The organism is Shewanella sp. 2_MG-2023 (genome assembly GCF_030548905.1).
Taxonomy (GTDB): domain Bacteria; phylum Pseudomonadota; class Gammaproteobacteria; order Enterobacterales; family Shewanellaceae; genus Shewanella; species Shewanella electrodiphila.
This window is the reverse complement of record NZ_JAUOSO010000011.1, coordinates 47,355-71,261: the sequence shown is the minus strand read 5'-3', so window position 1 is coordinate 71,261 and position 23,907 is coordinate 47,355. Positions and strand designations below refer to the sequence as shown.

Annotated in this window: 12 protein-coding genes and 1 pseudogene; 7 read left to right on the top strand and 6 right to left on the bottom strand. The window is 41.4% G+C overall.

Features of this window, described 5'->3' with window-relative positions:
- Positions 1-122 precede the first annotated feature (122 nt).
- From prpC to Q4600_RS12320, 5 genes are all read left to right on the top strand, one after another.
- On the top strand, positions 123-1,247 hold the full coding sequence (gene prpC, locus Q4600_RS12340) for a 2-methylcitrate synthase (protein WP_248955898.1): 1,125 nt from the start codon (positions 123-125) through the stop codon (positions 1,245-1,247).
- 128 nt (positions 1,248-1,375) lie between these two features.
- On the top strand, positions 1,376-3,985 hold the full coding sequence (acnD, locus tag Q4600_RS12335) for a Fe/S-dependent 2-methylisocitrate dehydratase AcnD (RefSeq protein ID WP_303516584.1): 2,610 nt from the start codon (positions 1,376-1,378) through the stop codon (positions 3,983-3,985).
- A gap of 123 nt (positions 3,986-4,108) precedes the next feature.
- The gene (gene prpF, locus Q4600_RS12330; RefSeq protein WP_303516582.1) at positions 4,109-5,314 is read left to right on the top strand and encodes a 2-methylaconitate cis-trans isomerase PrpF; all 1,206 of its coding nucleotides are present in this window, start codon (positions 4,109-4,111) and stop codon (positions 5,312-5,314) included.
- A gap of 99 nt (positions 5,315-5,413) precedes the next feature.
- A complete protein-coding gene (locus Q4600_RS12325) occupies positions 5,414-6,019 on the top strand; it encodes a LysE family translocator (protein WP_102528325.1) in 606 nt (201 codons plus the stop codon).
- Positions 6,020-6,410: 391 nt separating this feature from the next.
- Complete coding sequence (locus Q4600_RS12320; protein ID WP_303516578.1) at positions 6,411-7,322, top strand: DMT family transporter; 912 nt, start codon at positions 6,411-6,413, stop codon at positions 7,320-7,322.
- Positions 7,323-7,438: 116 nt separating this feature from the next.
- Here Q4600_RS12320 and Q4600_RS12315 read toward each other — a convergent pair.
- Positions 7,439-7,684, bottom strand: a pseudogene (locus Q4600_RS12315) (ATP-binding domain-containing protein); the annotation flags it as partial.
- 211 nt (positions 7,685-7,895) lie between these two features.
- The gene (locus Q4600_RS12310) at positions 7,896-9,257 is read right to left on the bottom strand and encodes a VCBS repeat-containing protein (RefSeq protein WP_303516576.1); all 1,362 of its coding nucleotides are present in this window, start codon (positions 9,255-9,257) and stop codon (positions 7,896-7,898) included.
- A 121-nt stretch (positions 9,258-9,378) separates the two neighbouring features.
- Here Q4600_RS12310 and Q4600_RS12305 point away from each other — a divergent pair, with 121 nt between their 5' ends.
- Both Q4600_RS12305 and Q4600_RS12300 read left to right on the top strand, forming a co-directional pair.
- Complete coding sequence (locus Q4600_RS12305; protein WP_303516575.1) at positions 9,379-11,445, top strand: winged helix-turn-helix domain-containing protein; 2,067 nt, start codon at positions 9,379-9,381, stop codon at positions 11,443-11,445.
- 144 nt (positions 11,446-11,589) lie between these two features.
- The gene (locus tag Q4600_RS12300; protein ID WP_303516573.1) at positions 11,590-11,772 is read left to right on the top strand and encodes a hypothetical protein; all 183 of its coding nucleotides are present in this window, start codon (positions 11,590-11,592) and stop codon (positions 11,770-11,772) included.
- Positions 11,773-11,786: 14 nt separating this feature from the next.
- Here the strand turns inward: Q4600_RS12300 and recD are convergent, their stop codons facing one another.
- The 4 genes from recD to Q4600_RS12280 form a co-directional block, all read right to left on the bottom strand.
- Positions 11,787-13,814, bottom strand: a complete 2,028-nt coding sequence (gene recD / locus Q4600_RS12295; RefSeq protein WP_303516571.1) for an exodeoxyribonuclease V subunit alpha — start codon at positions 13,812-13,814, stop codon at positions 11,787-11,789.
- On the bottom strand, positions 13,811-17,662 hold the full coding sequence (gene recB / locus Q4600_RS12290; protein WP_303516569.1) for an exodeoxyribonuclease V subunit beta: 3,852 nt from the start codon (positions 17,660-17,662) through the stop codon (positions 13,811-13,813). Before recB ends, recD begins: the two co-directional genes overlap by 4 nt.
- The gene (gene recC, locus Q4600_RS12285; protein ID WP_303516567.1) at positions 17,662-21,450 is read right to left on the bottom strand and encodes an exodeoxyribonuclease V subunit gamma; all 3,789 of its coding nucleotides are present in this window, start codon (positions 21,448-21,450) and stop codon (positions 17,662-17,664) included. Before recC ends, recB begins: the two co-directional genes overlap by 1 nt.
- Before the next feature lie 269 nt (positions 21,451-21,719).
- Positions 21,720-22,325 (bottom strand): class I SAM-dependent methyltransferase, encoded by a 606-nt coding sequence (locus tag Q4600_RS12280; protein ID WP_303516565.1) that lies wholly within the window; start codon positions 22,323-22,325, stop codon positions 21,720-21,722.
- Between the last annotated feature and the right edge of the window lie 1,582 nt (positions 22,326-23,907).

The window sequence follows — 23,907 nt, the reverse complement described above, 5'->3', positions numbered from 1 at the left end:
GGGACAAGGTAAGTTACTCGCAAATGGATAGGTTAAATAGTGTGGTTTAACCGCCCCCTACAAAGCTCAGATCATAAGAAATTGATCATAAGAAATAGAACATAAAAGAATAGGACATCATTATGGTAGACAAGAAATTAAGTGGCGCAGGCCTTCGCGGTCAAAGCGCAGGTGAAACAGCATTATGTACAGTGGGTAAATCAGGTTCTGGTTTAACGTATTGTGGTTATGATGTGGCTGATTTATCTGAAAATGCCACCTTCGAGGAAGTCGCATATTTATTATTTAACGGTGAATTACCTAACCTAGACCAGTTAGCAACATACAAAGCAGGCCTAAAAGCACAGCGTGATTTACCGCAAGCACTTAAAGAAGTATTGCAGCGTATTCCTGCAGATGCACACCCAATGGATGTGATGCGTACGGGTTGTTCATTCCTAGGTAACCTTGAGCCAGAAGTTGATTTTACAGAGCAAAATACAGCAGCCAATCGTCTGCTTGCCGCTTTCCCTGCCATCATGTGCTACTGGTATAAATTCAGCCATGAAGGCGTAGAAATTGATTGTGTGACCGATGAAGATTCAATTGGTGGCCATTTCTTAAAGCTATTACGCGGTGAAACGCCTTCTGAGCAGCATCGTAAAGTAATGGACGTGTCACTTATTCTATATGCTGAGCATGAATTTAATGCTTCTACCTTTACCGCTCGTGTTTGTGCATCAACTTTATCAGACATGTACTCTTGTATTACGGGTGCTATCGGTACCCTGCGTGGACCTCTTCATGGCGGCGCGAATGAAGCGGCTATGGATATGATTCAAAAATTTACTTCACCAAGCGATGCTAAAACACAAATGGCTGGCATGCTTGAGCGTAAAGAAAAAATTATGGGCTTTGGTCATGCGATTTACCGCACCTCAGATCCGCGTAATGTGATCATTAAAGCCTGGTCTGAAAAGCTTGCAGATGAATTTGGCAATACCAGCCTTTATGATATTTCTGTTGCGTGTGAAGAGTTCATGTGGGATAGCAAAAAGTTATTCTGTAATGCAGATTTCTTCCATGCATCGGCGTATCACTTCATGGGTATTCCAACTAAGCTATTTACGCCTATTTTTGTTTGTTCACGCTTAACAGGCTGGGCTGCGCATGTGATGGAGCAGCGCACTAATAACCGTATTATCAGACCAAGTGCTGATTATACTGGGGCTGAACCTCGTACAGTAACGCCAATTAGCGAAAGATAAACCTTAAAGGCTAACGACACTACGTTAGCCTTTTTCGTCAGTCTTTTAGCAAATCTTTTCGCTAACCTTTAGCTCAGCTTTGTCACTTAAGATTTGCCTACATAAAACAAATAACAATGGATGTAGTTATGAACGCTAACTATAGAAAACCGCTTGCAGGTTCATCGCTTGATTACTTTGATACACAAGCTGCAATCAACGATATTGAGCCAGGGGCTTTTGAAAAACTGCCTTATACTTCTCGTGTTTATGCCGAGAATTTAGTACGTCGCTGCTCACCTGAAACACTTACTGATTCACTCAAACAAATTATTCATCGCAAACGCGATTTAGATTTTCCTTGGTATCCTGCACGTGTGGTCTGTCATGATATTTTAGGCCAAACTGCGTTAGTCGATTTAGCCGGTCTACGTGATGCGATTGCAAAAAAAGGCGGGGACCCTGCAAAAGTTAACCCTGTAGTACCAACCCAACTTATTGTCGATCACTCTTTGGCTGTGGAACACGCAGGTTTTGATAAAGATGCTTTTGAGAAAAACCGCGCCATTGAAGATAGGCGTAACGATGACCGTTTCCATTTTATTAATTGGACTAAGACGGCCTTTGAAAACATTGATGTGATCCAGCCGGGTAACGGTATCATGCATCAAATCAATCTTGAGAAAATGTCACCTGTGATACAAGCACGTGAAGGCGTGGCATTTCCTGATACCTTAGTGGGTACCGACAGTCATACACCACATGTAGATGCACTTGGTGTCATTGCAATCGGTGTTGGTGGATTAGAAGCTGAAAGCGTAATGCTTGGCCGTCCATCATGGATGCGTCTGCCTGATATCGTTGGCGTTGAGTTAGTTGGCAAACGCCAAGCTGGCATAACCGCCACCGATATCGTGTTAGCTATCACTGAGTTTTTACGTGAACAAAAAGTGGTTTCAACTTATCTTGAGTTTTACGGTGAAGGTGCTGCTAATCTGACATTGGGCGATCGTGCAACAATTTCAAACATGACCCCAGAGTTTGGTGCGACCGCAGCGATGTTCTACATCGATGACAAAACATTAGACTATCTAACATTAACAGGTCGTGAAGATAGCCAAGTTAAATTGGTGGAAACCTATGCTAAAGCCAATGGTTTATGGGCTGACTCACTAGAAAATGCTGAATACGAGCGTGTTTTACGTTTTGATTTATCAAGCGTTGGCCGCAATATCGCAGGACCTTCTAACCCGCATCGCCGTGTATCTACGAGTGATTTGGCTAAGCAAGGGATTAGTGGCAAAGTTGAAAACGAAACGGGTTTGATGCCTGATGGCGCTTGTATTATTGCCGCTATTACCAGTTGTACTAATACTTCAAATCCACGCAATGTCATTGCAGCTGGTTTATTAGCCCGTAACGCTAATGCTAAAGGCCTGACTCGTAAACCTTGGGTTAAAACGTCACTGGCGCCAGGATCTAAAGCGGTTCAGCTCTATCTTGAAGATGCCAACTTATTAACTGAACTTGAAGCCCTAGGCTTTGGTATTGTCGGTTTTGCCTGTACCACTTGTAATGGTATGAGTGGCGCACTTGATCCAGTTATTCAAAAAGAAGTGATTGAACGCGACTTATACACCACTGCAGTGTTATCGGGTAACCGAAATTTTGATGGTCGTATTCACCCTTACGCTAAACAAGCGTTTTTAGCATCACCGCCACTGGTTGTTGCCTATGCTATTGCTGGCACCATTCGTTTTGATATTGAAAAAGATGTGCTTGGTCAAGATAACGAGGGTAATGACATTCGCTTAAAAGATTTGTGGCCATCTGATGCTGAAATCGATGCAGTGATAGCTCAAAGCGTTAAACCTGAGCAATTTCGCAAAGTGTATGAGCCTATGTTTGATATTAAAGTGGACTATGGCTCTTTACAAGATGGCTCTTCAGCAAAGATTGATCCACAGTATGATTGGCGTCCTCAGAGCACCTATATCCGTCGCCCTCCTTATTGGGAAGGCGCATTAGCGGGTGAGCGCACCATGAAAGGCATGCGTCCATTAGCGGTATTAGGTGACAACATCACTACCGATCATTTATCACCATCAAACGCGATTATGCTTGATAGTGCCGCCGGTGCTTACCTTGATAAAATGGGCTTGCCAGAAGAAGACTTTAACTCATATGCGACCCATCGAGGCGATCATTTAACAGCTCAACGTGCGACGTTTGCCAACCCGAAATTGCTTAATGAAATGGTGCAACACAACGGCCAAACCAAACAAGGCTCTTATGCTCGCATTGAGCCAGAAGGGCAAGAAAGCCGCATGTGGGAAGCAATTGAAACCTATATGGAACGTAAACAGCCATTGGTGATTATTGCTGGTAAAGATTACGGCCAAGGTTCAAGTCGTGACTGGGCAGCCAAAGGGGTTCGCCTAGCGGGCGTTGAAGTGATTGTCGCTGAAGGCTTTGAGCGTATTCACCGCACAAACCTTGTGGGAATGGGCGTGTTACCGGTTGAATTTATTAATGGTGAAACGCGTCAAACTTATCAAATTGATGGCACTGAAACTTTCGATATTATTGGCGAGCGCACGCCTGGTGCAATGATGACCTTAGTTATCCATCGCCGTGATGGTTCACAGACTGAAGTGACGGTGAAGTGTCGTTTAGATACTGCTGAGGAGTTGTCGGTTTATGAAGCGGGCGGCATTTTACAGCGCTTTGCTCAAGACTTTTTAGAAGCGAACCAATAATTATTGGTGTTAAATTCATAACAAAAGGCGGCGCTTTAGTAAGTTAAGCGTCGGCCTTTTCGCATTTATTTTTATCGGTTTTTACCGATTTTGTCGGTTCTTGTCGATAGTCTAGGAAATAATATGTCTCATATTCCACAAATTAAAATCCCTGCAACCTATATGCGTGGCGGCACCAGTAAAGGGGTGTTTTTCAAGTTAACTGATTTACCTGAAACCGCTCAAATTGCGGGGGCGGCGCGAGATGCGTTATTGCTAAGAGTGATTGGTAGTCCAGACCCTTATGGCAAGCAAACTGATGGTATGGGCGGGGCAACCTCAAGTACCAGTAAAACGGTTATTTTATCTAAAAGTAGTCAAGCTGATCATGATGTTGACTACCTATTTGGCCAAGTGGCGATTGATAAACCCTTTGTTGATTGGAGTGGCAACTGCGGTAATTTAACGGCTGCAGTGGGCTCATTTGCCATTTCAAATGGTTTAGTGGATACGAGCCGTATTCCGCAAAATGGCATTGCTGTCGTTCGTATTTGGCAAGCCAACATTAATAAAACCATTGTCGCCCATGTGCCAATTGTGAATGGTGAAGTGCAAGAAACCGGTGATTTTGAACTTGATGGGGTGACATTTCCAGCTGCTGAAGTCTTAGTTGAGTTCATGGCGCCAGCAGATGCGAATGCTGCTATGTTTCCAACGGGTAATGTGGTTGATGAGTTGATTCTGCCACAATCTATCCCTGAGTTTAAAGCCAAAGGTATTTCATCGGTAAAGGCGACAATGATCAATGCGGGTATTCCTACCATTTTTGTCAACGCTGCTGATATTGGCTACCAGGGTAATGAGCTGCAAGATGACATTAACAATGATGAAAATGCATTAGCTTTTTTTGAAATGTTACGTGCTCATGGTGCAGTGAAAATGGGGTTGATTGAGCACATTGATGAGGCTAAAGCGCGTCAACATACGCCGAAAATTGCATTTGTATCTGCCCCCAGTGATTACACATCATCAAGTGGTAAAGCCATTGCTCGCACTGATATCGATTTGCAAGTGAGAGCGTTATCTATGGGTAAACTGCATCATGCGATGATGGGGACGGCGGCTGTGGCAATTGGCACTGCCGCTGCGGTTAAAGGTTCATTGGTAAATATAGCTGCTGGTGGCACGTCTCGCACTCAAGTGATATTTGGTCATCCTTCAGGCACTCTTAAAGTGGGCGCAGAAGCGACATTAACTGATGGCAACTGGCAAGTTAACAAGGCCAGTATGAGTCGCAGTGCAAGAGTATTAATGGAAGGCTGGGTTAGAGTTCCGGGCGATAGCTTTTAATTATTTAAAGCGGCCTAATCATCAGAGACAATGTTAAATATCGATTTTTCAAGGCTTATAACGATAACGTTATAAGCCTTTTTTATAGGGAATGCTATTTTGATCGAATCCTTAATGACGTTAGTTATTGCCACAAGCTTATTATTAGGCTCACCAGGCCCTGTGCCCATTGCACTTGCTGCAATAGGAGCTACATTTGGTGTTAAACAAGGTCTGCCATTTTTGTGTGGCATATTGTCAGGATTATTGTTGGTTATCCTGGCTACGGTACTTGGCTTGTCAGCCTTATTTATTGCTTATCCAAACTTTCGAATTATCTGTCAAATTATTGCTTCGCTGTATATGGTTTATATTGCCTATAAAATTGCTACAGCTTCAGTAGTGCCAAACATTGCAGAACAGTCAGCGCCTAAATTTAGAGATGGCTTAGTGTTGAATGTACTTAACCCTAAAGCCTATGCCGCTTTTATCGCGATTTTCTCTCAGTTTCTACTACCGCTTTCATCTTCTTCGACCAGTTATTTGATGACAGCAGTGATATGCATTGTTGTCGCAGCATTGGTCGATAGTCTTTGGTTGGTGTTTGGCAGCTTATTAAAGCCAGTTTTTTCTTCGCCAAAGCATGCTAAAGCTATTCGATTAGTGTTTGCGATCTTATTAGTCATTACTGTGTTAGTTTCTTTGGTGTTTAGCTTGCCAAGTTAACTCGTTATCACGATTTGTCACAACTTATGACGACAGGACATTATGTGGATTGGGGGGATTCAAGTTATCTTGTTTAATATAAGTCGAGCTTTCACTCAGCCATTGCATCTAAGTAAGTGCATCTAAGCAAGTGCATCTAAGCAAGTGCATCTAAGCAAGTGCATCTAAGTAAGTGCAACTAAGTAAGTGCAACTAAGTAAGTGCAACTAAGTAAGTACAACTAAGTAAGTGAGTCTAAGTAAGTGCATCTAATGTAAGTGCAACTAAGTAAGTGCAACTAAGTAAGTGCAACTAAGTAAGTGCAACGAGTTATTGCAATCAGTCACAACAATCATCCATTAACACTTAGAAGGTTTACCTTATCCAACAATCCAATGTAAAAACCTTATCGATGACAATATTGGCATTGATAGCTTTTGCGGCGAACTCTGTTTTGTGCCGTTTAGCACTGGGCGATGGTAGCATTGACTGGGTGAGCTTTACGGTTATACGTTTATTATCCGGAGCGTTAACCTTATTACTGATTTTAAAAATCAATGGGGTTTTAACAAAACCTCGATATCCAGATGCTCAAGTTACGGGCAAGAATAATCAACAATCTTTAATTAAGCAGCAACAGTTAATGCTAAAGCAACATCAATCAGCTGGGAGTTGGTTAGGTGGTGTGATGCTGTTTGTTTACGCTGCCAGCTTTTCATATGCCTACACACTACTTGATACCGCCACAGGCGCATTGATTTTGTTTGCCGCAGTGCAATTAACCATGATCCTGCTTGCAATCATTCAGGGGGCGCGGCTCAAGCTGATTGAATGGCTTGGGGTTATTACGGCATTTGTAGGGTTTGTGTATTTAGTTGTTCCCGATATCAATTCACCTTCGATGGATGGTTTATTATTTATGACCATTTCAGGAATTGCTTGGGGTGTTTATACCCTAAAAGGTAAACAAACAACTCAGCCGCTACGCGATACATGTGCCAATTTCGTCAGGTCTATACCTTTAGTTCTGGTATTATTTCTAGTCAGTTTAGGGCAGCTTGAATTAAGTGACAAAGGTGTATGGCTAGCGATTATCGCGGGCAGCATGACCTCTGCAATGGGTTACAGTATTTGGTATGTCGCGCTTAATGGACTTAGCGCCACTAAAGCTGCCGTCGTGCAACTTTCTGTACCCGTTATTGCCGCTTTTGGTGGGGTGATATTTGTTGCTGAAACCCTAACTAGTCGTTTAATGATTGCATCGACTGTGGTGTTGACGGGGATGTTAATGGTAGTGCAGGGGAAGAGTCAGAGTAAAAAGTAAAGCCGCTAACAGCGGCCTTAGCTGAATAGCTTAGGATTTATTTCTCAATACTAAATCTTACATCCTAAACTGATATCTTAAGTTTCGATTATATTCTTAAAACCTGTTCGTTCAGTTTATGACTTGCCCCAGAGTCGCAAGGCTAAACCTGATGCTCGTGAGGTCACTTGTTTACAGGCGCGTTCAAATACATAAGGCGATCCTAAGCAGATAAAGTGTTCTTTAGCTCGGGTAATTGCTGTATACACCAGCTCTTTAGTCAGCAGTTGCCATTGCGCATTACTGGGCTTTTGTGGCAGCACAAACGCCACTTGTTCAAATTCACTGCCTTGGCTTTTATGTACGGTCATCGCAAAACAACTGTTTTGTTGAGGGGCAATGGCAAGTGAACAAAACAGTAATGTACCGCAGCACTAGAGTGCTTATGGAAGTTTGGGTAAGCATACCTGGGGATAGTTTTAATTATAATTACTCACACCAGATATCTATTGCCCTGAAATTAAACACGCTGATAATCCTATTATCAGCGTGTTTAATTGGTAGAGGCGTTTTAGTTTGAAGACTATCTTGCTACTAATTGTTAGTAGACAGATATTTTCTTCTAAATAAACTTGATAGACCGATCATGATAATCGCTGCCCAACCTAAGCCCCCGCCATCGGAGGAATCAGTGCTTTTTTTAACCTCTGTTTGTACGGCATTAGAAGAGAAGTTGGCTGTAAGCGTAACTTTTGCATCCTTTGAAATTACACAGTTTACATACCCTTTTGTTTCAAATGAAATAAATTGGTTATCATTGAAAATCCCAGTAGCTACATCTTGATAACCATCATTATTTATATCAATGAAAGTGGTAGCAGTCACTCCGTCTGAGAATACACCTACATTTTGAGCAGCTTCAAAAGTACCATCTTCATTGGCATATATGAGGTTTAACGTTGAAGGTCTATAATGTGCAGCGAGTACATCTGCAGTGCCGTTGCCATCAATGTCACCAAAAGCAGCTCCGTAAGTGCCACCACCTGAGTCAACAACCTGACGGTTTACTGTATCACCTGTTAATGAATATAAAGCGACTTCTCCATTGATGATTTCTGCAGCAACAACATCAATACGTCCACTATCTGGCTTACGATGGACATCTAATGTCATTGCAGCATTTTCTGACAGGGTAATGTAATGGCTAAAAGAATCATTACCATCATTAATGTACAAACTAATATGTTGACTGTTGATACTATTTACTAAATCAAATAAATCACCGTTAGTACTCGCCGTGAATGACGATAAGGCAAGATCTGGAAAGCCATCATTATTTATATCTTCAACGGCAATAGCGTAGGGTGTTACTCCATCAATTGTTATATCTTTCTTTAGGGCGAAATTTCCATTGCCGTCATTGGAATAGAGCTTTATGAAACGATAACTATAATCGATAACGAGTAAATCTTGGTCATTATCACCATCCCAATCATGAAATGTTAACGCTGTTGGATAGCCTAAGTCATCATCAATACTGACACTATCAAAGCTTCCATCCCCTTGATTAATGAGTGTACTTAATTTTCCTGTAAACAGATTTAATTTCGCTAAATCAGTCACGCCGTCGCCATTGATATCGGCGGCGTCTAGTGTCTTAGCTCCTCCAGAACTTTGATTGAAAACGCTATAACTTCCACTTAAAGTTACCTGCTCACCAGCATCGCATTGTTGGCCTGTCCATCCAACAAACTGACTACCTTCTATTGTGTTAGTCAATAAAGTATTAATTGGCAGGCTATTTTCAATAATACAATCCTCACTGCATTCTACCCCTGCTTCTTTTGCTGTAACAGTTCCTTCTCCAGTTATTGAAAGGTGTATTTCAGCTGCAAGTATTTGGTTTGAATAAGCTAATGAACAGAGAGTAAAGCCTATTGCAATCGTTTTTTTCATGGTTGGCATCCTAGCTTTATTAAGGTTGTTATATTTGTAAGTTGATCGCTTCCTATATACAATGATGCTGTTGTTATGGAGTTGTTATGGAAATATTCAGAGATATAAATCAATAGGTTATATGAATAATATTAATAATAAAAAATATAAATTAGGCCTTTATTGGGTATTGCCTGAACACAATAAATTACAGTTTGAGCAACAGGAAATTAGAGTTGAACCCAAAATAATGCAAGTCTTGTGTTATTTGGTTCGTCATCGCGGAAAAGTCGTTAGTCGAGATGAAATAATCTCTGATCTATGGCCTGAACAAGTCATTGGTTCAGAAGTTGTTACTCGGGCTATTTTTGAATTAAGAAAAATTTTTAAAGATGACCCCAAGTCCCCTCAATTTATCGAAACGATCGCTCGTAAAGGTTATAGCTTTATTTACCCTATTGAAGTGACTGGAGTGTTAGATGTTACTAAGGTAGATAACGCAAACGAGTTTACTCTTTACAATAAGCGTTTTTATCTCGTCATAAGTTTTCTGACACTTTTTATTTTACTGTTCAGTTTCTTCGGGTTTAATCAACGTTTACATAATGAAGAAGTAGAAAACTTCAGAGCAACCTTAATTAACCAAGGCGAGAGTACCGTTAATGATCCAGTGATATCGCCTGACGGTAAGAAGATTGTTTATATAGAGCAGTTAGGTGGTAATAACATTTTATTGCTAATGTCGTTAAATAATCATAGGAAAGAAATAATAACGGAGTTTTCTGGTCAGCTGATTTCACCTAGATGGAAAGGTGATAATCTTGTTTATTATGCCCAATGTATATATCAAAAATGTGATTTGGTTGAGCACAACTTCGAACTGCAAAGTAGCAAAGTGATTGAACGCTTTAACAGCAAAATTAGGTCGATGGATGTAAACCAATCATTAATTGCAATAGAATCTGCGGATACAAGTCGTTCCAATACAAGTCGTTCCAATATAAGTCTTTTTGAATATAACGCAAAATCATTTAAATTAGTCGAGTCTCCTATTAGCTCTGAATTAAACAGAATGCCGTTGTTTAGCTATGATGGAAGCTACATCTATTTTGTCGCGGCTAATTCCGAAGGTGGAGAGGGCATATCGCGTTACCACTTGGAGACTAAGGTCTTAACCAAACTAGAAGCAAGGTTTAATGCTATTTACTCCATGAGCAATAAATCACAAAGTGAGATTTGGATAACTGGCAGAAAAAAAGGGATTTCAGCAATATGGAAATATGATGTTGATACAGGGAAAACGATTGAAGCTTTTACCCCAGCTCCTGGCGATTATCCTACTGACATCAGTGCTGTACCAGGCTCTAATAAAATAATCTATAGAAGTGTCCAGCGTGATATTGATAGCTTTCAAATAGGGCTTTCAAATAATGCTATTGCAGATATCAATGGTGACATGATTGATATGAATACTATTTATTCACCTATTATCAATACCTACTATTTTGTATCAAATCGCTCTGGCTACTACGAGATCTGGAGTAGCAAAGAAGGCAGCGTAAAAAAAATGACTGACATTTATGCTAATGTCATCGAACGCCCCATATTATCAGTGGATGAAAAGTTATTATCATTCACATCATCCACAGCCAATGGCAGTATGTTATGGGTATTAGATGTTTTCAATGAAAAGCAGGTATTAAAGTACACGCTTCCAAGTCGTATTCACTTACTGTCTTGGAGTCCCGAAGGGAATTTGTTTTTTAGCATGTCATCGTTACAACAAGAAAATATATACGAATTTTCAGTTGAAGATTTAACGTATAAACAAATTATATTATCAGCAGGCAAACTCGCAATTCAAAATGTAGAGGGAGGCTTGTTGTATTTTTATAAAAATGCCACTAAAAGTGTCATGGCACTGAATTCAACGGGTGAAATTAACAGCGTTTTTAAACTTCCAAGTCAACATTATTTTGTACCTCATCAATCAAATGTTATCGGTGATGAGTTCTTATTTACCACAATAAATGATGGTCAGTATTCATTAAATTCCTATTCTATGTCTAATCATGAAACTAACAAAGTATTTGATTTACCTGCCAACAGTTACCCAACTCAAATAGGGGAAGTTGATCAACAAACTTTTGTTATTTTCGATAAACTAATTCGTGATAAAACGCAGTTATACTTACTTGAAAATGATTAAAACTGGTTTGTGTTTTATGCTGCTCTAAACTGTCATTGCCATGGATGGTTAAGTGTACAACGCAAGGGGATTATCGTGAGTCAATAAACAAAAAGCTTGTCGGTGACGTTTATGAACCAGCTGCTATGTTGGTGGTAATCTTGTGTGAATGTTCAAGGCAATATCAGGCTTGAAGCCTTTATGGGTTGGTATCCTAGTAGCATCATAGTTAATTTTGCCATAAATTATAATTTTACGAACATTATTGAAACTGAAAATGGCATTAAAAATTTTGAAGGGATTTTTATCGAGAAGGATGATCCATCAAGGTTAGCCCTTCAACAATAATGTTGACGCTTATATTATTCGCCCCATAATCTCAGCGCCAATCCTGAAGCTCGTGAGGTCACTTGTTTACAGGCGCGTTCAAATACATAAGGCGAGCCTAAGCAGATAAAGTGTTCTTTAGCACGGGTAATTGCTGTATACACCAGCTCTTTAGTCAGTAGTTGCCATTGCGCATTACTGGGCTTTTGCGGCAGCACAAACGCCACTTGTTCAAATTCACTGCCTTGGCTTTTATGTACGGTCATCGCAAAACAACTGTCGTGATGGGGTAATCGTGCGGGTTGTACTTTCAATAAGCTACCATCTGCTTTGACAAAATAAGCCATGAGCCGTTCAGGTTTTTGTTCGTCCTGCAAAATCAAACCAATATCGCCATTAAATAAACCTAAGTTGTAATCGTTACTTTGGATAATGATTGGACGGCCAAGATAAAACTCCTGGTTAGGCTTAATCCAATGATTTTGCTTAAGCACATTGGTGATGGCGAGGTTAATACCATCAACGCCAAATTCACCTGATCGCATGGCGCACAAAATCCGGAATTTGTTAAAGCTTTCGATAATATCTGCAGCCTGATGACGCTGGGAATTGTAATCACTGTCTTGTACGGAACCTAGCTCATGACCTTGTTCACCATTGAGCTGTTTAGCTTGTTCATAAACATGCTGATTATCGAGGATCATCTGCAGATATTCACTGTAAGCTGCCACCGAAAGTTGCATTAACGGCAAGCTTTGACCTTCAGCTTGATGCTCAATCCAAGTAAGTTCTTGATGGCCATGCTGCCATTCTCGGCGGACTCCTTGAATATCGACATAGTTTACTGCACTAGCTAATAAGCCAATCCCTGCATCACCTTTAAAGCGGTGACTGTGCATTAACATACACAGGTTGTCACCAATCATGGGCGATTGATGAATAAACTCGCTGGTGGCTTCACTTGTGAGTTGTTCAAGTAAATCAGCTTGTTTAGCGGAATAGCGCATTTTCCACGGCTGCACAGACGATGAGTCCGTATTTGCAAGCCCAGAGCAGATATCAGCTAAGACTGCGCCAGCTTCAACTGAAGCGAGTTGGTCTTGATCGCCTAACAATATCAACCTTGTTTGACTGGGTAAGGCATTGAGCAGTTTATGCATCATGGGTAAATCGACCATTGAGGCTTCATCGACCACCAATAAATCTAATCGTAACGGGTTGTCTTTGTTATGGCGAAAAGCATGGGAGTTTGGAATAACCCCAAGTAATCGGTGTAAAGTCGCAGCTTCTTCAGGGATATTTTTGAGCGCCTTGAGAAGTTCTGGTTTACCTGTTTGACTCACTTGGGTAAACAAACGGGCTTTAGAGGCTTTGATTGACTCACTTAATCGCGCTGCCGCTTTGCCGGTTGGGGCGACTAACTTTATGCTGAGCTCAGACTGGGTGAGTAGCAATAATAATAGTTTAGTGACTGTGGTCGTTTTACCAGTACCGGGGCCACCGGTAATCACTGCTAGGGCTTTGGTTAATGCCGTTGCAGTAGCCACTTTTTGCCAATTAATGGTTTGTGCTGACGCTGGCTTAGCCTCATCAAATAAGTCGTTAAGGTAAGCGGGTAACAGATTGGTATCGACAGTTAAGTCAATATTCGCCATCTGATTTAAGCGACTCGCCACTTCGGTTTCGAAATGATAATACTTGTTTAGGTATAAACGGCCATGTTCGAAAATCATCGGAGTATTTTCACTAGGCTCTCCCACACAATCTAGTTCGGTAATTGAGTCAGTTAACTGCTGGTGATCGACATTGAGCTTACATAGGGCTTGTTGTTCACAAAACGGATTAGCTAAATCTATCCCACTGATGACCAAACAGCTGTGCTGACTGGATAACTGCTGACTTAGTAGGGTGCAGATGAACAATAAAAACTCATCACTTTTACTGGACTGTATCTTGGCCATTTCTAAAGCGAAATGGCGATCAAGTGGGGTAATAAGCCCTTGTTGCTGCCAATGCTTTAGTAGCTGATGAATGGGCGCTTGCAGCTGGAGTAATTGACTCATGATGTTGACTCCACTGTCGTATTATTCAAAGGCGTGCGACTCACTGCAGCTGATGCCTCATTCGATTGACTAAATAATATATCCAATTGCTCAATTAATGCTTGCGGCGGTTTGTCGAAAAATACCCCAGATTGTGGTGTTTGCGGGCTCATACCACGCAAGAACAAGTAAAAGCTGCCACCAATATGTTGTTGGTATTGGTAATGTGGCATACGTAGAGACAAGTATCGATGCAGCGCTAGGGTATACAAGATATATTGCAGGTTATAACGGTGACTGCTAATGGCATTGCCCATGGCTTCAATGTTGTAATCTGAATAGTCATCACCTAAATGGTTAGACTTATAATCGGCAATATAAAATTGGCCGTTAAATTCAAAGGTTAAATCGATAAATCCCTTCAGCATACCCTGTAATTCATCAAACTCTAGCCCAGCATCATAGCCGTATTGACTGAGTAATTGATTCAATTGCTCAGATTTTAATTGGCTAATGGGAAGATAAAACTCCATCTCCACCAGCTTTTGTTTTTCCGTTAATTCACTCAAGGTTAACGGTATGCCGCTTGAATTAAGTAATTGCTGGTCGCACTGCTGATAACCGGTTAATAGCGGTGTGTGCAAAATTTGTTGGTACCAGTGGATTAATGTCTCGGTCCAAACTTCTTTGTCAAAACCATATTGGTCCATCGCTTTGGCTAACGCTTCAGGCAATTCGCTATCTGCCTCAGTGAAATCAAATAACTCCAACACTAAATGCATAAAGCTACCGGCATTGGCGCCACGCTCGAAAGTGAAACGGTTAATTGCGTTTTCAGCGGCTTCAGTATCAAAGGGGTTGATATCACTGCTGGGTTCAAATTGCGCTTGGATTTCTTGGCTGAAATCTTCGTCATCGGCGCCAGGAGCGACTTTTTCATGGGCTAAATGTTTCACAAGCCCTGAGTAACTGCCTACTCGCCATGGTGTTTGGTAATCACGGCTTAAGGTTTTTGGTAGTGGTTCCTGGTCGTTGTTTTCTACGCTCAATAATGCTGAATCATCAATCGCATCGATTTCACTGATGCTAATCGCATCGACAGGATGACCGTGTTTATCGTTAGTAAGCTTTGTTGCAGCCAATTTAAGCTGCTCAAAATCGCACTCTTTAGTGGTAATACCCAGTAAATAACCGATAGCGGTTTCAAATAACTGACTGCTGATGCCCGCTTTTAGCATACGGCTATGGTTGGCAATATATAGGTAACACACATAAACAGGACGGGTGAGTGCCACATATAAAAGGCGTAAATCTTCAGCAAGATTTTCCTGTTTATATTGCTCCCAACCTTCCTTACTGGCTTCAACATCCCATATGAGCTCATCGTTTTGGTGATACAGCATTGGCGTTGGCTTGCGACGATTGTCACGGGCTAAACTAATGAAAGGCACAAAACACACAGGGTATTCAAGGCCTTTACTCTTATGAATCGTGACGATTTGCACAAGGTTTTGTTCGCTTTCAAGCCTAAGTTGCTGCTCATCACTACCTTGGCCATCAATAAGCTGTTGCTCAAACCAATTAATTAATGCACTGTTGCCATCGAGTTCAGTGGCTTTTTGCTGCAATAATTCAGATAAATGACGGAAATCGGTTAACCGGCGCTCTCCGCTCTCGGTGGCACTTGTCTCATCTGTTGAAGCTGATGTTAGTTTTGACGTCGATGTACTGAGATCGCCTTTAGCTAAAAATCGCTTAATCAATTTTGTTTCACTGGCAAGAGATAGTAGCGACGGCATAATGCCATGGCGATTCCACAGTTGGTGCCACTGAGCAAATTTATCTAATAAGTCTTGGCGCTGCTCTTCATCTTGATTGAACTGATGGATTTGCTGTGCGCTATAGCCCATAAGTTCTGTAGCCATAGCGGAGCGTAAACAACGTTCATCTTTAGGGTTGGCTAAGGCTCGTAAAATGATCGCAATTTCAAACGCTTCTTGGGTTTTAAATACACTGTCTCGGCTCAAAAATACTGCGCCAATTTGTCGCTCGCTCAAGGCTTGTTTCATTACCGCAGCTTCATTACGGTCACGAACCAAAATGGCGATGTCTTTGGCGATGAGTGGCTTACCCGTTTGAGTGTTTGATTTACCTGCCATGTAGCACTGGCCATTTTGCGACTCAGTTAATAGACGTTTGATCTCACTGGCGGCATCGGCAGCCAATATTTTACGGCCTGTGGCTTTGTTGAGGCCAGAGTCATCTTCTGCCAGTAACTTTATTCGTAAGGCTGCGCTATTTTCTGTGGCTTCATTGAGGATTTTACTATCAGCGCTTTTAGGCGTATTGACCACGTCATAAGGGATCGCATCACTGATAAATGGGTCATCGTGTTGGCTAAATAATTGGTTTACCCCATTCACTAACGCAGTCGATGAGCGGTAGTTTGTTTCGAGGTTATAGTGCGCCTTGGTTTGTTTTCGGGCCTGAATATAAGTGTGAATATCAGCGCCGCGAAAGGCATAAATTGCTTGTTTAGGATCGCCAATCATTAATAAGCTGAGTTTATCCCACTGTGCTTGTTGTTGATAAACTGCCGAGAAAATAGCGAACTGTAGTGGGTCGGTATCTTGGAATTCATCGATTAACGCAACAGGAAAACGCGCAGCAATCGCGTTAGCGAGCTGTTTTGAAATTAACTGCTCTTGTGATTGGCTAGCATCAGCATCAGCATCAGTATCAGTATCAGTATCAGTATCAGCATCAGTTGAGTTTAGCGCGCCCGCTAAAGTGATTAGCAAGTCATCTGGGGTCATTAAATTACGTTGAGCTTTTTGCAGCGCGAATCGAAGTTTAATCCCGTCTTTTGCGCGCACCAAGAATGCCGGTTTTATTTGGCTAATGAGATCAAATAAGCGCTCAATGTGATCCAATAAAGGCGCTTCTTGTGGCGTAGGAACTGTGCCACCTTTATTCAGTTTTAACCCTGATAACGACAGCATTTCAAGTGTTTTTACTGGCGGTAAACCAGTGCCTGAGCTAACCCAGTTCGTCAAATTATCAAACATAGCCGCAAGCTTCGGGTATTCATCAGCTTTTTTGCCAAAGCGGGCGCCATTTAGCGGCAAACTGTGCAGCAGCGTTAATTCTGCTTCACTGTCTGCTGCCCAGCGCATTTTAAAGCGTGACAGGCTTTGGGTGAGTTCGTCAGTCAGTTGATTAAAGTCTTTAGCAATAAACGGTGTTTTAGCCTGAGTTGCGCCTAATAGCTGCCTTAATTGTTTAGCTAACTCATCAGGGCTACCAAACTCATTGGCGATGACTTGGGCTAAGACCGCTGGTAATGGATAACAGGTTTCACGCCAAAAATCCCTTACAGCATGGTGCAAAAACTCACTGTCATCGAGAGTAAATTCAGATTCAAACAGTAAAGATGACTCGAATGCCATGTCAGATAATATCCGCTGACAAAAACCATGAATGGTAAAAATCGCGGCTTCATCTAATGATTTTAATGCTAAATCTAATCGTCTTAGGGCTATTGAGCGTTCTGACTCTGGTATTTGCTGGTAAAGCTGAGAGACAAATTCATCATCAGTATCAAGCCCAATAAAACACTTAAACGCAACCTGGATACGTTTTCTGATCCTATCGCGCAGCTCTTCTGTGGCGGCATTGGTAAAGGTCACCACTAAGATTTGCTCGCAGGTTAATGGCGCTCTTTCGATTTCTCCGTCTTTACCACCCAGTAATAGACGTAAATATAAACCCGAAATGGTATAGGTTTTACCTGTACCGGCACTGGCTTCAATTAAGCTGCTGCCAGTGAATGGTAAGGTGAGGGGGTTGAGTGTAGTGACCTTGGTCATTATGCTTGCCCCTCTGTACTGATAGCATCGATATTATTCACCGATGTTGTTTCATTGATGTACTCGTCTAAATCAGCCAAGGTGCCTTTGTGATATACGCTCAGCATTGGCTTAAGTAATTGCATGGCTGTGTCACCAAATCCTTGTTCCGTAAAGTCATTCGGGAAATTAAATAAGCGTTTGTTATGCGGATCGTTTCCTTCACCAAACTCTGTCTGCTCGTCAAGCCACTGGCTTTGCGCTTCATGGAGTTTTTCTGAATGTGAACCTTCAGCTTCAACATAGGCGAGTGCGGTGCGCGGCATAAAGCACAATGGCAGCGCTTGGCCATTAAAATAGCCCTGAACAAATTGTTGTAGTAATTGCTGCGCTGCCTCTGGTTTTATCGCTGTGAAAGCATGAAAATGACCGATATCCAGCAGGTAACTGTTTTTCTCTACTCCTGATGCGTTTAAGCATAAATGGCGTAAATAGACGCGTAAAAAGTCTCGGCCATGGGCTGTACCTGGGCGATAATTGACTTGGCCTTTCGCGTAAATGTCATCAATGCGACCAACCAAATTGACTGCAATGGTTTGTCGAGTAATGCTGCTGTTAAGAGTACTGTTGTTAAAATTACTGCTACTGAAACAGATGTCATCAAACCTAAGATCAACATCTAGTTCGGAAGTCTTTTGCGCTTCTCCAGTTAAATATTGCACTCTACCAATAACGTACTTAATATCATTCTGGTAACGGTCTAATAGCACATCATCGAATGGCTTCATGGGAAGTGAACCACTGACTTTTAACTGGTTAATAAACTCAATATCAGCGTGTTCTAGTTTGTGCTGCAACGCACTGTCAATTAAAGCTGATTGCAGTTTATAACGCTCAAGTGAATCTAAGCCAAAAGGTTCATCATTATCATCAGCTTGAATACGCAGATTAAAATCCACTTTTAGGCTTCGGTTTAAAAAGAATTGCGCAGGGCTTCTAAAGAATCGCAGTAATGCTGATAACTCAAGTGTATGTTGATGATCTTTTGCTGCATCAGTTAACTCTGATTGTAAATCTATAGCAATAGGCTGCGATGCGTTAATAAATGTGGACTGCCATTGTGCTGTTAGCGGGTCATTAAACTTAGGCGGACACCATTGGTGGCTAAAGCTCTGTTGTAAAATAGATTGTTGCTGCGACGGTGAGTGAGATACCTCGGACTGAAATAGTTTCACATCGAATGGTTGCAGCGGTTGCTGGATAATTAAATGATCAATAATGGCTTGATCTGCAGCTTCATTGGATACGTTTTCGCGTGCTGTGTTTTTGTTTAAATTGCTATTGTTTAAATCGCTATTGCTTATATTACAGCTATTAAAGCAATAGTCGGCAAAATAACACAGTTGATAATACTCAATCAGCTCAGAGACTAACATCGACGGAATGCGCTCAGCATTATCACGTTCAGAATGACCGATATAGCTGATGTATAATTGTTGCCTTGCAGAAAGTAGGGCTTCTAAAAATAAGTAACGGTCATCTAACCGTCTTGAACGGTCGCCTTTAATGGCACCATTGTGTGCCATTAAATCAAACCCTACAGGGTGTTGAACTCGTGGGTAAACGCCATCATTCATCCCCAGTAAGCAAACTACTTTAAAGGGAATAGAGCGCATTGGCATCAGAGTACAAAAGTTAACACTACCAGCAAGGTAGCGCTGACCCACGCGGGATTCATTTAAGCGTTGATTAAACCATTGCTTAAGCACTTCAATGTCGAGTTCACCTTGATGCCCCGCACCTTCAAGCTCCTCTTTTAACGCTGTTAACGCTTCACGGATGGTTTGCACTTGTTCACGCTCATCATCGTCAGCTTCAAAAAATACCTCTAATAATTGATATAACTGTTCGATGCGCTCAAGCGTTGGGCAAGTGCTAGCAAGTTGCTGCTGATAGTCATCAATGGACTCTAAAAAGTTGAGCAAGTGACCTAATGTTTGCGCCGATTGTCCTTCAACGCCTTTGACGAGCAGGGTGTCATGATAAATCGAAGATTCATCATTAAAAGCATATCCTTGAATAAGGCGACTGATCCCAAATGCCCATGAGTTTTGCTTAAACCCAGGTACACCTTGTTGCAATCGGGTGTGTTCATCTCGTCCCCAACGAACATTGGCATCATCTAACCAGCGCCTAATAAGCTGAAGGCCATCATCATCTAACTGGAATTTGCGTAAAATAGCAGGGACTTCAAGAATGCTTAAAATATCGGTTAAACCAAAACGGCTTTGATTTATATCCAATAAATTTAAGAAACTGTTGATGAGTGGCGACTCTTGCGCAGCGCCTCTATCAGCAATGGCGTAAGGGATATAATAATTACCTTGCTGCTGGTGTGATTGGCTGTTACTGGTGCCAAATACCGCGTCAATATACGGTGCATAAGCGGCAACATCAGGCATCATTACTACGATATCTTTAGGTAGCAGGCCCGCTGATTGCTGATCATTGGACAGCAATGCTAATAAGTGATCGTGTAAGGTTTCAATTTCGCGCAGCGGACTATGACAGCTGCGTAAAGTGATTGAATCATCCGTTGGCAGTAAACTTCTTCTTGCTTGAGTATTTTGATAAAAGTGGGCATCAGGCCCTAATGCTTGACCTAACGTTTCCATTTGCAAGATATCAAATTGTAATCCTTGCAACAGGTTTAGCTCATCGGCGGGTTGTTCAGGTTCGATGTAGCAATCGTAACTAAAGTCAGTATGTTCAGCGGGTAACTCGAGCATTAAATCTAACAGCTCGCGGCCCATTTTACCGTTATTGGCTAAAATCGGGTTACCGACTTCTAATTTTTCTTCCCATGACTCACCGAGTTGCTTTTTATCGGCATATTGCAGCGCCATTCGCGCGCGCGCTTTAGGGTCAACAATATCGCCCCAGTAATGCTGACAGGGGCTAAGGGAAAACATAATGACTTCAATGCGCTCAGCAAGGTGATAAAGCACCTCAAGAGTTTGCGGCGGCATTGATGAAATGCCAAAAACGAATAAGCGTTCAGGCAAAGAGCTGATAACGGTTTGCGGCTGTTTGAGCGCATTAATTAATTCTTGGTGCAAGTTGGCGCGGTGATAATGACTGCCGCTAATTTCAACTTGGTTATATTCGATTAGCGCACGCCACAATTTGGGCTGCCATAGCTGATTTTGTTCAAGCTTGATTGGCAGCTCGTTACTTTCCCAACCTAAAATCCAGCTCGGACGATAAACTAAGTATTGGTCAAAAATATCGGCAATGCGGCCACAAAGTTGATACAGCTTCATCGCATCAAAATGCTGTTGATGTTGATTAGCAAGTCTAGTCAAACTGTTGCTGCTAGGGATGGATTCATTTGTGTTAGAGCTTAAATCAGCACTTTTAATATCACTTACATTTGAAGCTGTGTTTGTGACTTCGGGTGTTAGGTAAGCTTGTAGTGGTGCAAAATCTTCATCAGTTAATAATCTTGGCAATAAATCCATTAACTTCCACGTCATTGCCGCTTTGGTAAAAGCATTGTCTTTAGGGACGTTAGGTAAGAGTTCATGGCATAACTGCCAAGTAAAACTGGATGGTAAAGGGAATGAAAGGGCTGCAGCGATACCATTGTATTTTGCCACTTCTAAGCGCAGCCAAGTCGACATCCCTGGGCTTTGAACTAACACATGCTCGTTGGCCAGTAAGTTAGCATTATCAAGGGGAATGGCTAACACCTTGGAAAGCTGTTCAGACAAAACTTCCATCTGATTCGATTGAATTAATCTAAGCATTACTGACTCGGCAACTGATGATAAAAACCATTCTAAGAGGTTGTTATTAGGTTTGAAAGGCTTTTATTGGATAGAGAGTTTAAACGCTAAAATAGCAAGCAAATATTGTTGTGTGGTGATTCATGTTAAACGGAATAATAAGTTGTGTTCACCAGATGAAAGTGACTTTCAAGTGTCTATATTGGGCATGATTCATTAGAACATGGGTCATCCATATGAGAACAAAATAAAGTTAACTTCTCCCTCACTACTAACTATGCTGCTATAGCTTATAGTTCGGTTTTTTCTACAATAAGATACGTATGAACTTCAGGGTATTGGTCAAACTCTACATGTTTAATCGTGCAACCAAGTTCAATCAATAATGATAAAAAACCATTAGTACCAAGAGACGAATAATAGACTGTAGGCCCCATATTGTTATCAGTATGACAACCTTCTTTTTCTACACCACCAAACGAAAATATAAATACACCACCAATATTGAGCATCTTTACTATTTTAGTGAGTACGTTACGTTGTTCAGTTAATGGGATATGCCAAATGCTGTCCCATGCAGTGATAAAATCGTACTTCTCTGGTAACTCACACTCACAAATATCAGCTTGCATAAAGTCTATATCAGGTTGTTTTTCACGCGCAATATTAAGCATTTCAATTGAAACATCTAACCCAGAAGCTGTGAAGCCTTCATTTTTTAGCAACTCAGTAAAACGCCCAGTACAACCGCAGCCAATGTCTAAAGCGTTTCCTCGCTTTTGAATAAAGCCGATGGCTTTCTTGTGCTGTTCAATACCATTAGCCATATTAAACGTTTCATTAGCCCAAAGATGAGTAATTTGATCATAGGCTTTGCCGATATCTTTTGGTTTCACTAATGGCCTCACTTTAAGTCAAATTGGGATTAAAACTTAACGCAGTTGAAAGGTTGTACGGCAGCAGCTACTTGTTTATCTTAGATAAACAAGTAGCTGACACTTTTGGTGATGGATCTATTATCACAATATTCAGCACCTTGTTGTTTCATCGCTTTCAGGGTTCTATCTACTCTTGCTAAGTGTAACTTTGTATTGCGTGCATCTCTTTAGCAAAACACACATGTTTTATAAATCTTTTGAAAAACTTACTGAAGTAACATTATGATTTATAAGCACTCTATCAGAGTGACGTTGAATAAACGAGTATCAAAAATGATTAATGAGTATTGATGTTGGTGGCTTAATTTATTTCCAAACTCTGTTTGAATTAACATCGTGGGTTTTCCACCCAAATCCGACGAAAGTAAGTAACAGCAATTTCCTCTTGGAACACTCACTCCAATTTAGTTTAAAAAGAGAAACTTCCAATGGAGTTATTCATAGCGTTAAACTTTGTTTGTAGGCTGTTTCGGTAAGCTTCAAAAATAACTAACGCTTTCAATGGGGCGTCCCTTTTCCTCAAAAGCTAGCTGGAATCTTAAGTGCAGGTTGCACTAAAAGCCTTGAAGCACATGGATGTGCGAGAAAGGCCATGGCTAGGCTCATGTATTTTTCTTGCTTACCTCAATTCAAATTGGGCATTCACAGTTTTAAAAAATTCTATTTAGGCTTTAACTAAACAAATGAACCTGCCGGTCAAACATGTCCCCATTGAAATTGCTGAAATGCGTTGAAGAAAATTGCGTAAGCCTGACAGGACGTCAGGCTAGCTTTAGTTGGCCATGGATGGCCTTTCTAAAGCGTTAGCTATTTTCGAATAAGCATGAGGCTTGCTCGCTTTCCAGAGCTATTTCGTAGGGGCGGCAAGGGATGTCGAGAAGGGAAATGCTGTTGTTTCCCTTTCGTCTGGTGTGGGCGAAGCGCCACGACTTTAAACTAGTTTTATAGGATTAAGCTATTGAAATATGATTAAATAACTAACCCTACACCCCCATTTTTACTTTCCTAAAGTAGCGTTTAAACAAGATTTGATGTTGTTCTATCTGCTTATAAAAATAACTGTGACACCCATAATTATTTTTTCAATTATCAGCTTTAGGGCATTGGCAAGTTACCATAGTTGTATTGGTTAGGTTATGCATCACCATAGCTTCAAGTTAATCAATTGCCTGTCGCAGGCCTTTGTGCAAGCACGACTGTGACACGCTGCAAGTTCGTCCCTGAAAGCTCGGCCATGACGTCCTTGTCATGGACGGTCACTGCCGCGCTTACACCTAATTTTTTATCTCTTCGATTTAACTCCATTCGTGATAACAAAAAATCTACAAGGCTCAACTTGAATTGAGGACGCAGAGAAAATAGCGTGAAGCTCACATGGATGTGAGATTAGCTTTCGCGGTGCATGGATGAACCATCGGAAGCGTTAGCATTTTCGACTAAGACCGAAGTTAGCAACAAACGACGTCAAAAGCTGGATCAACCCCCATCGAAAATCATGCGCTTTTCAGCATTTTCGGAGGGGCAGCGGGGTGTTCAAAGA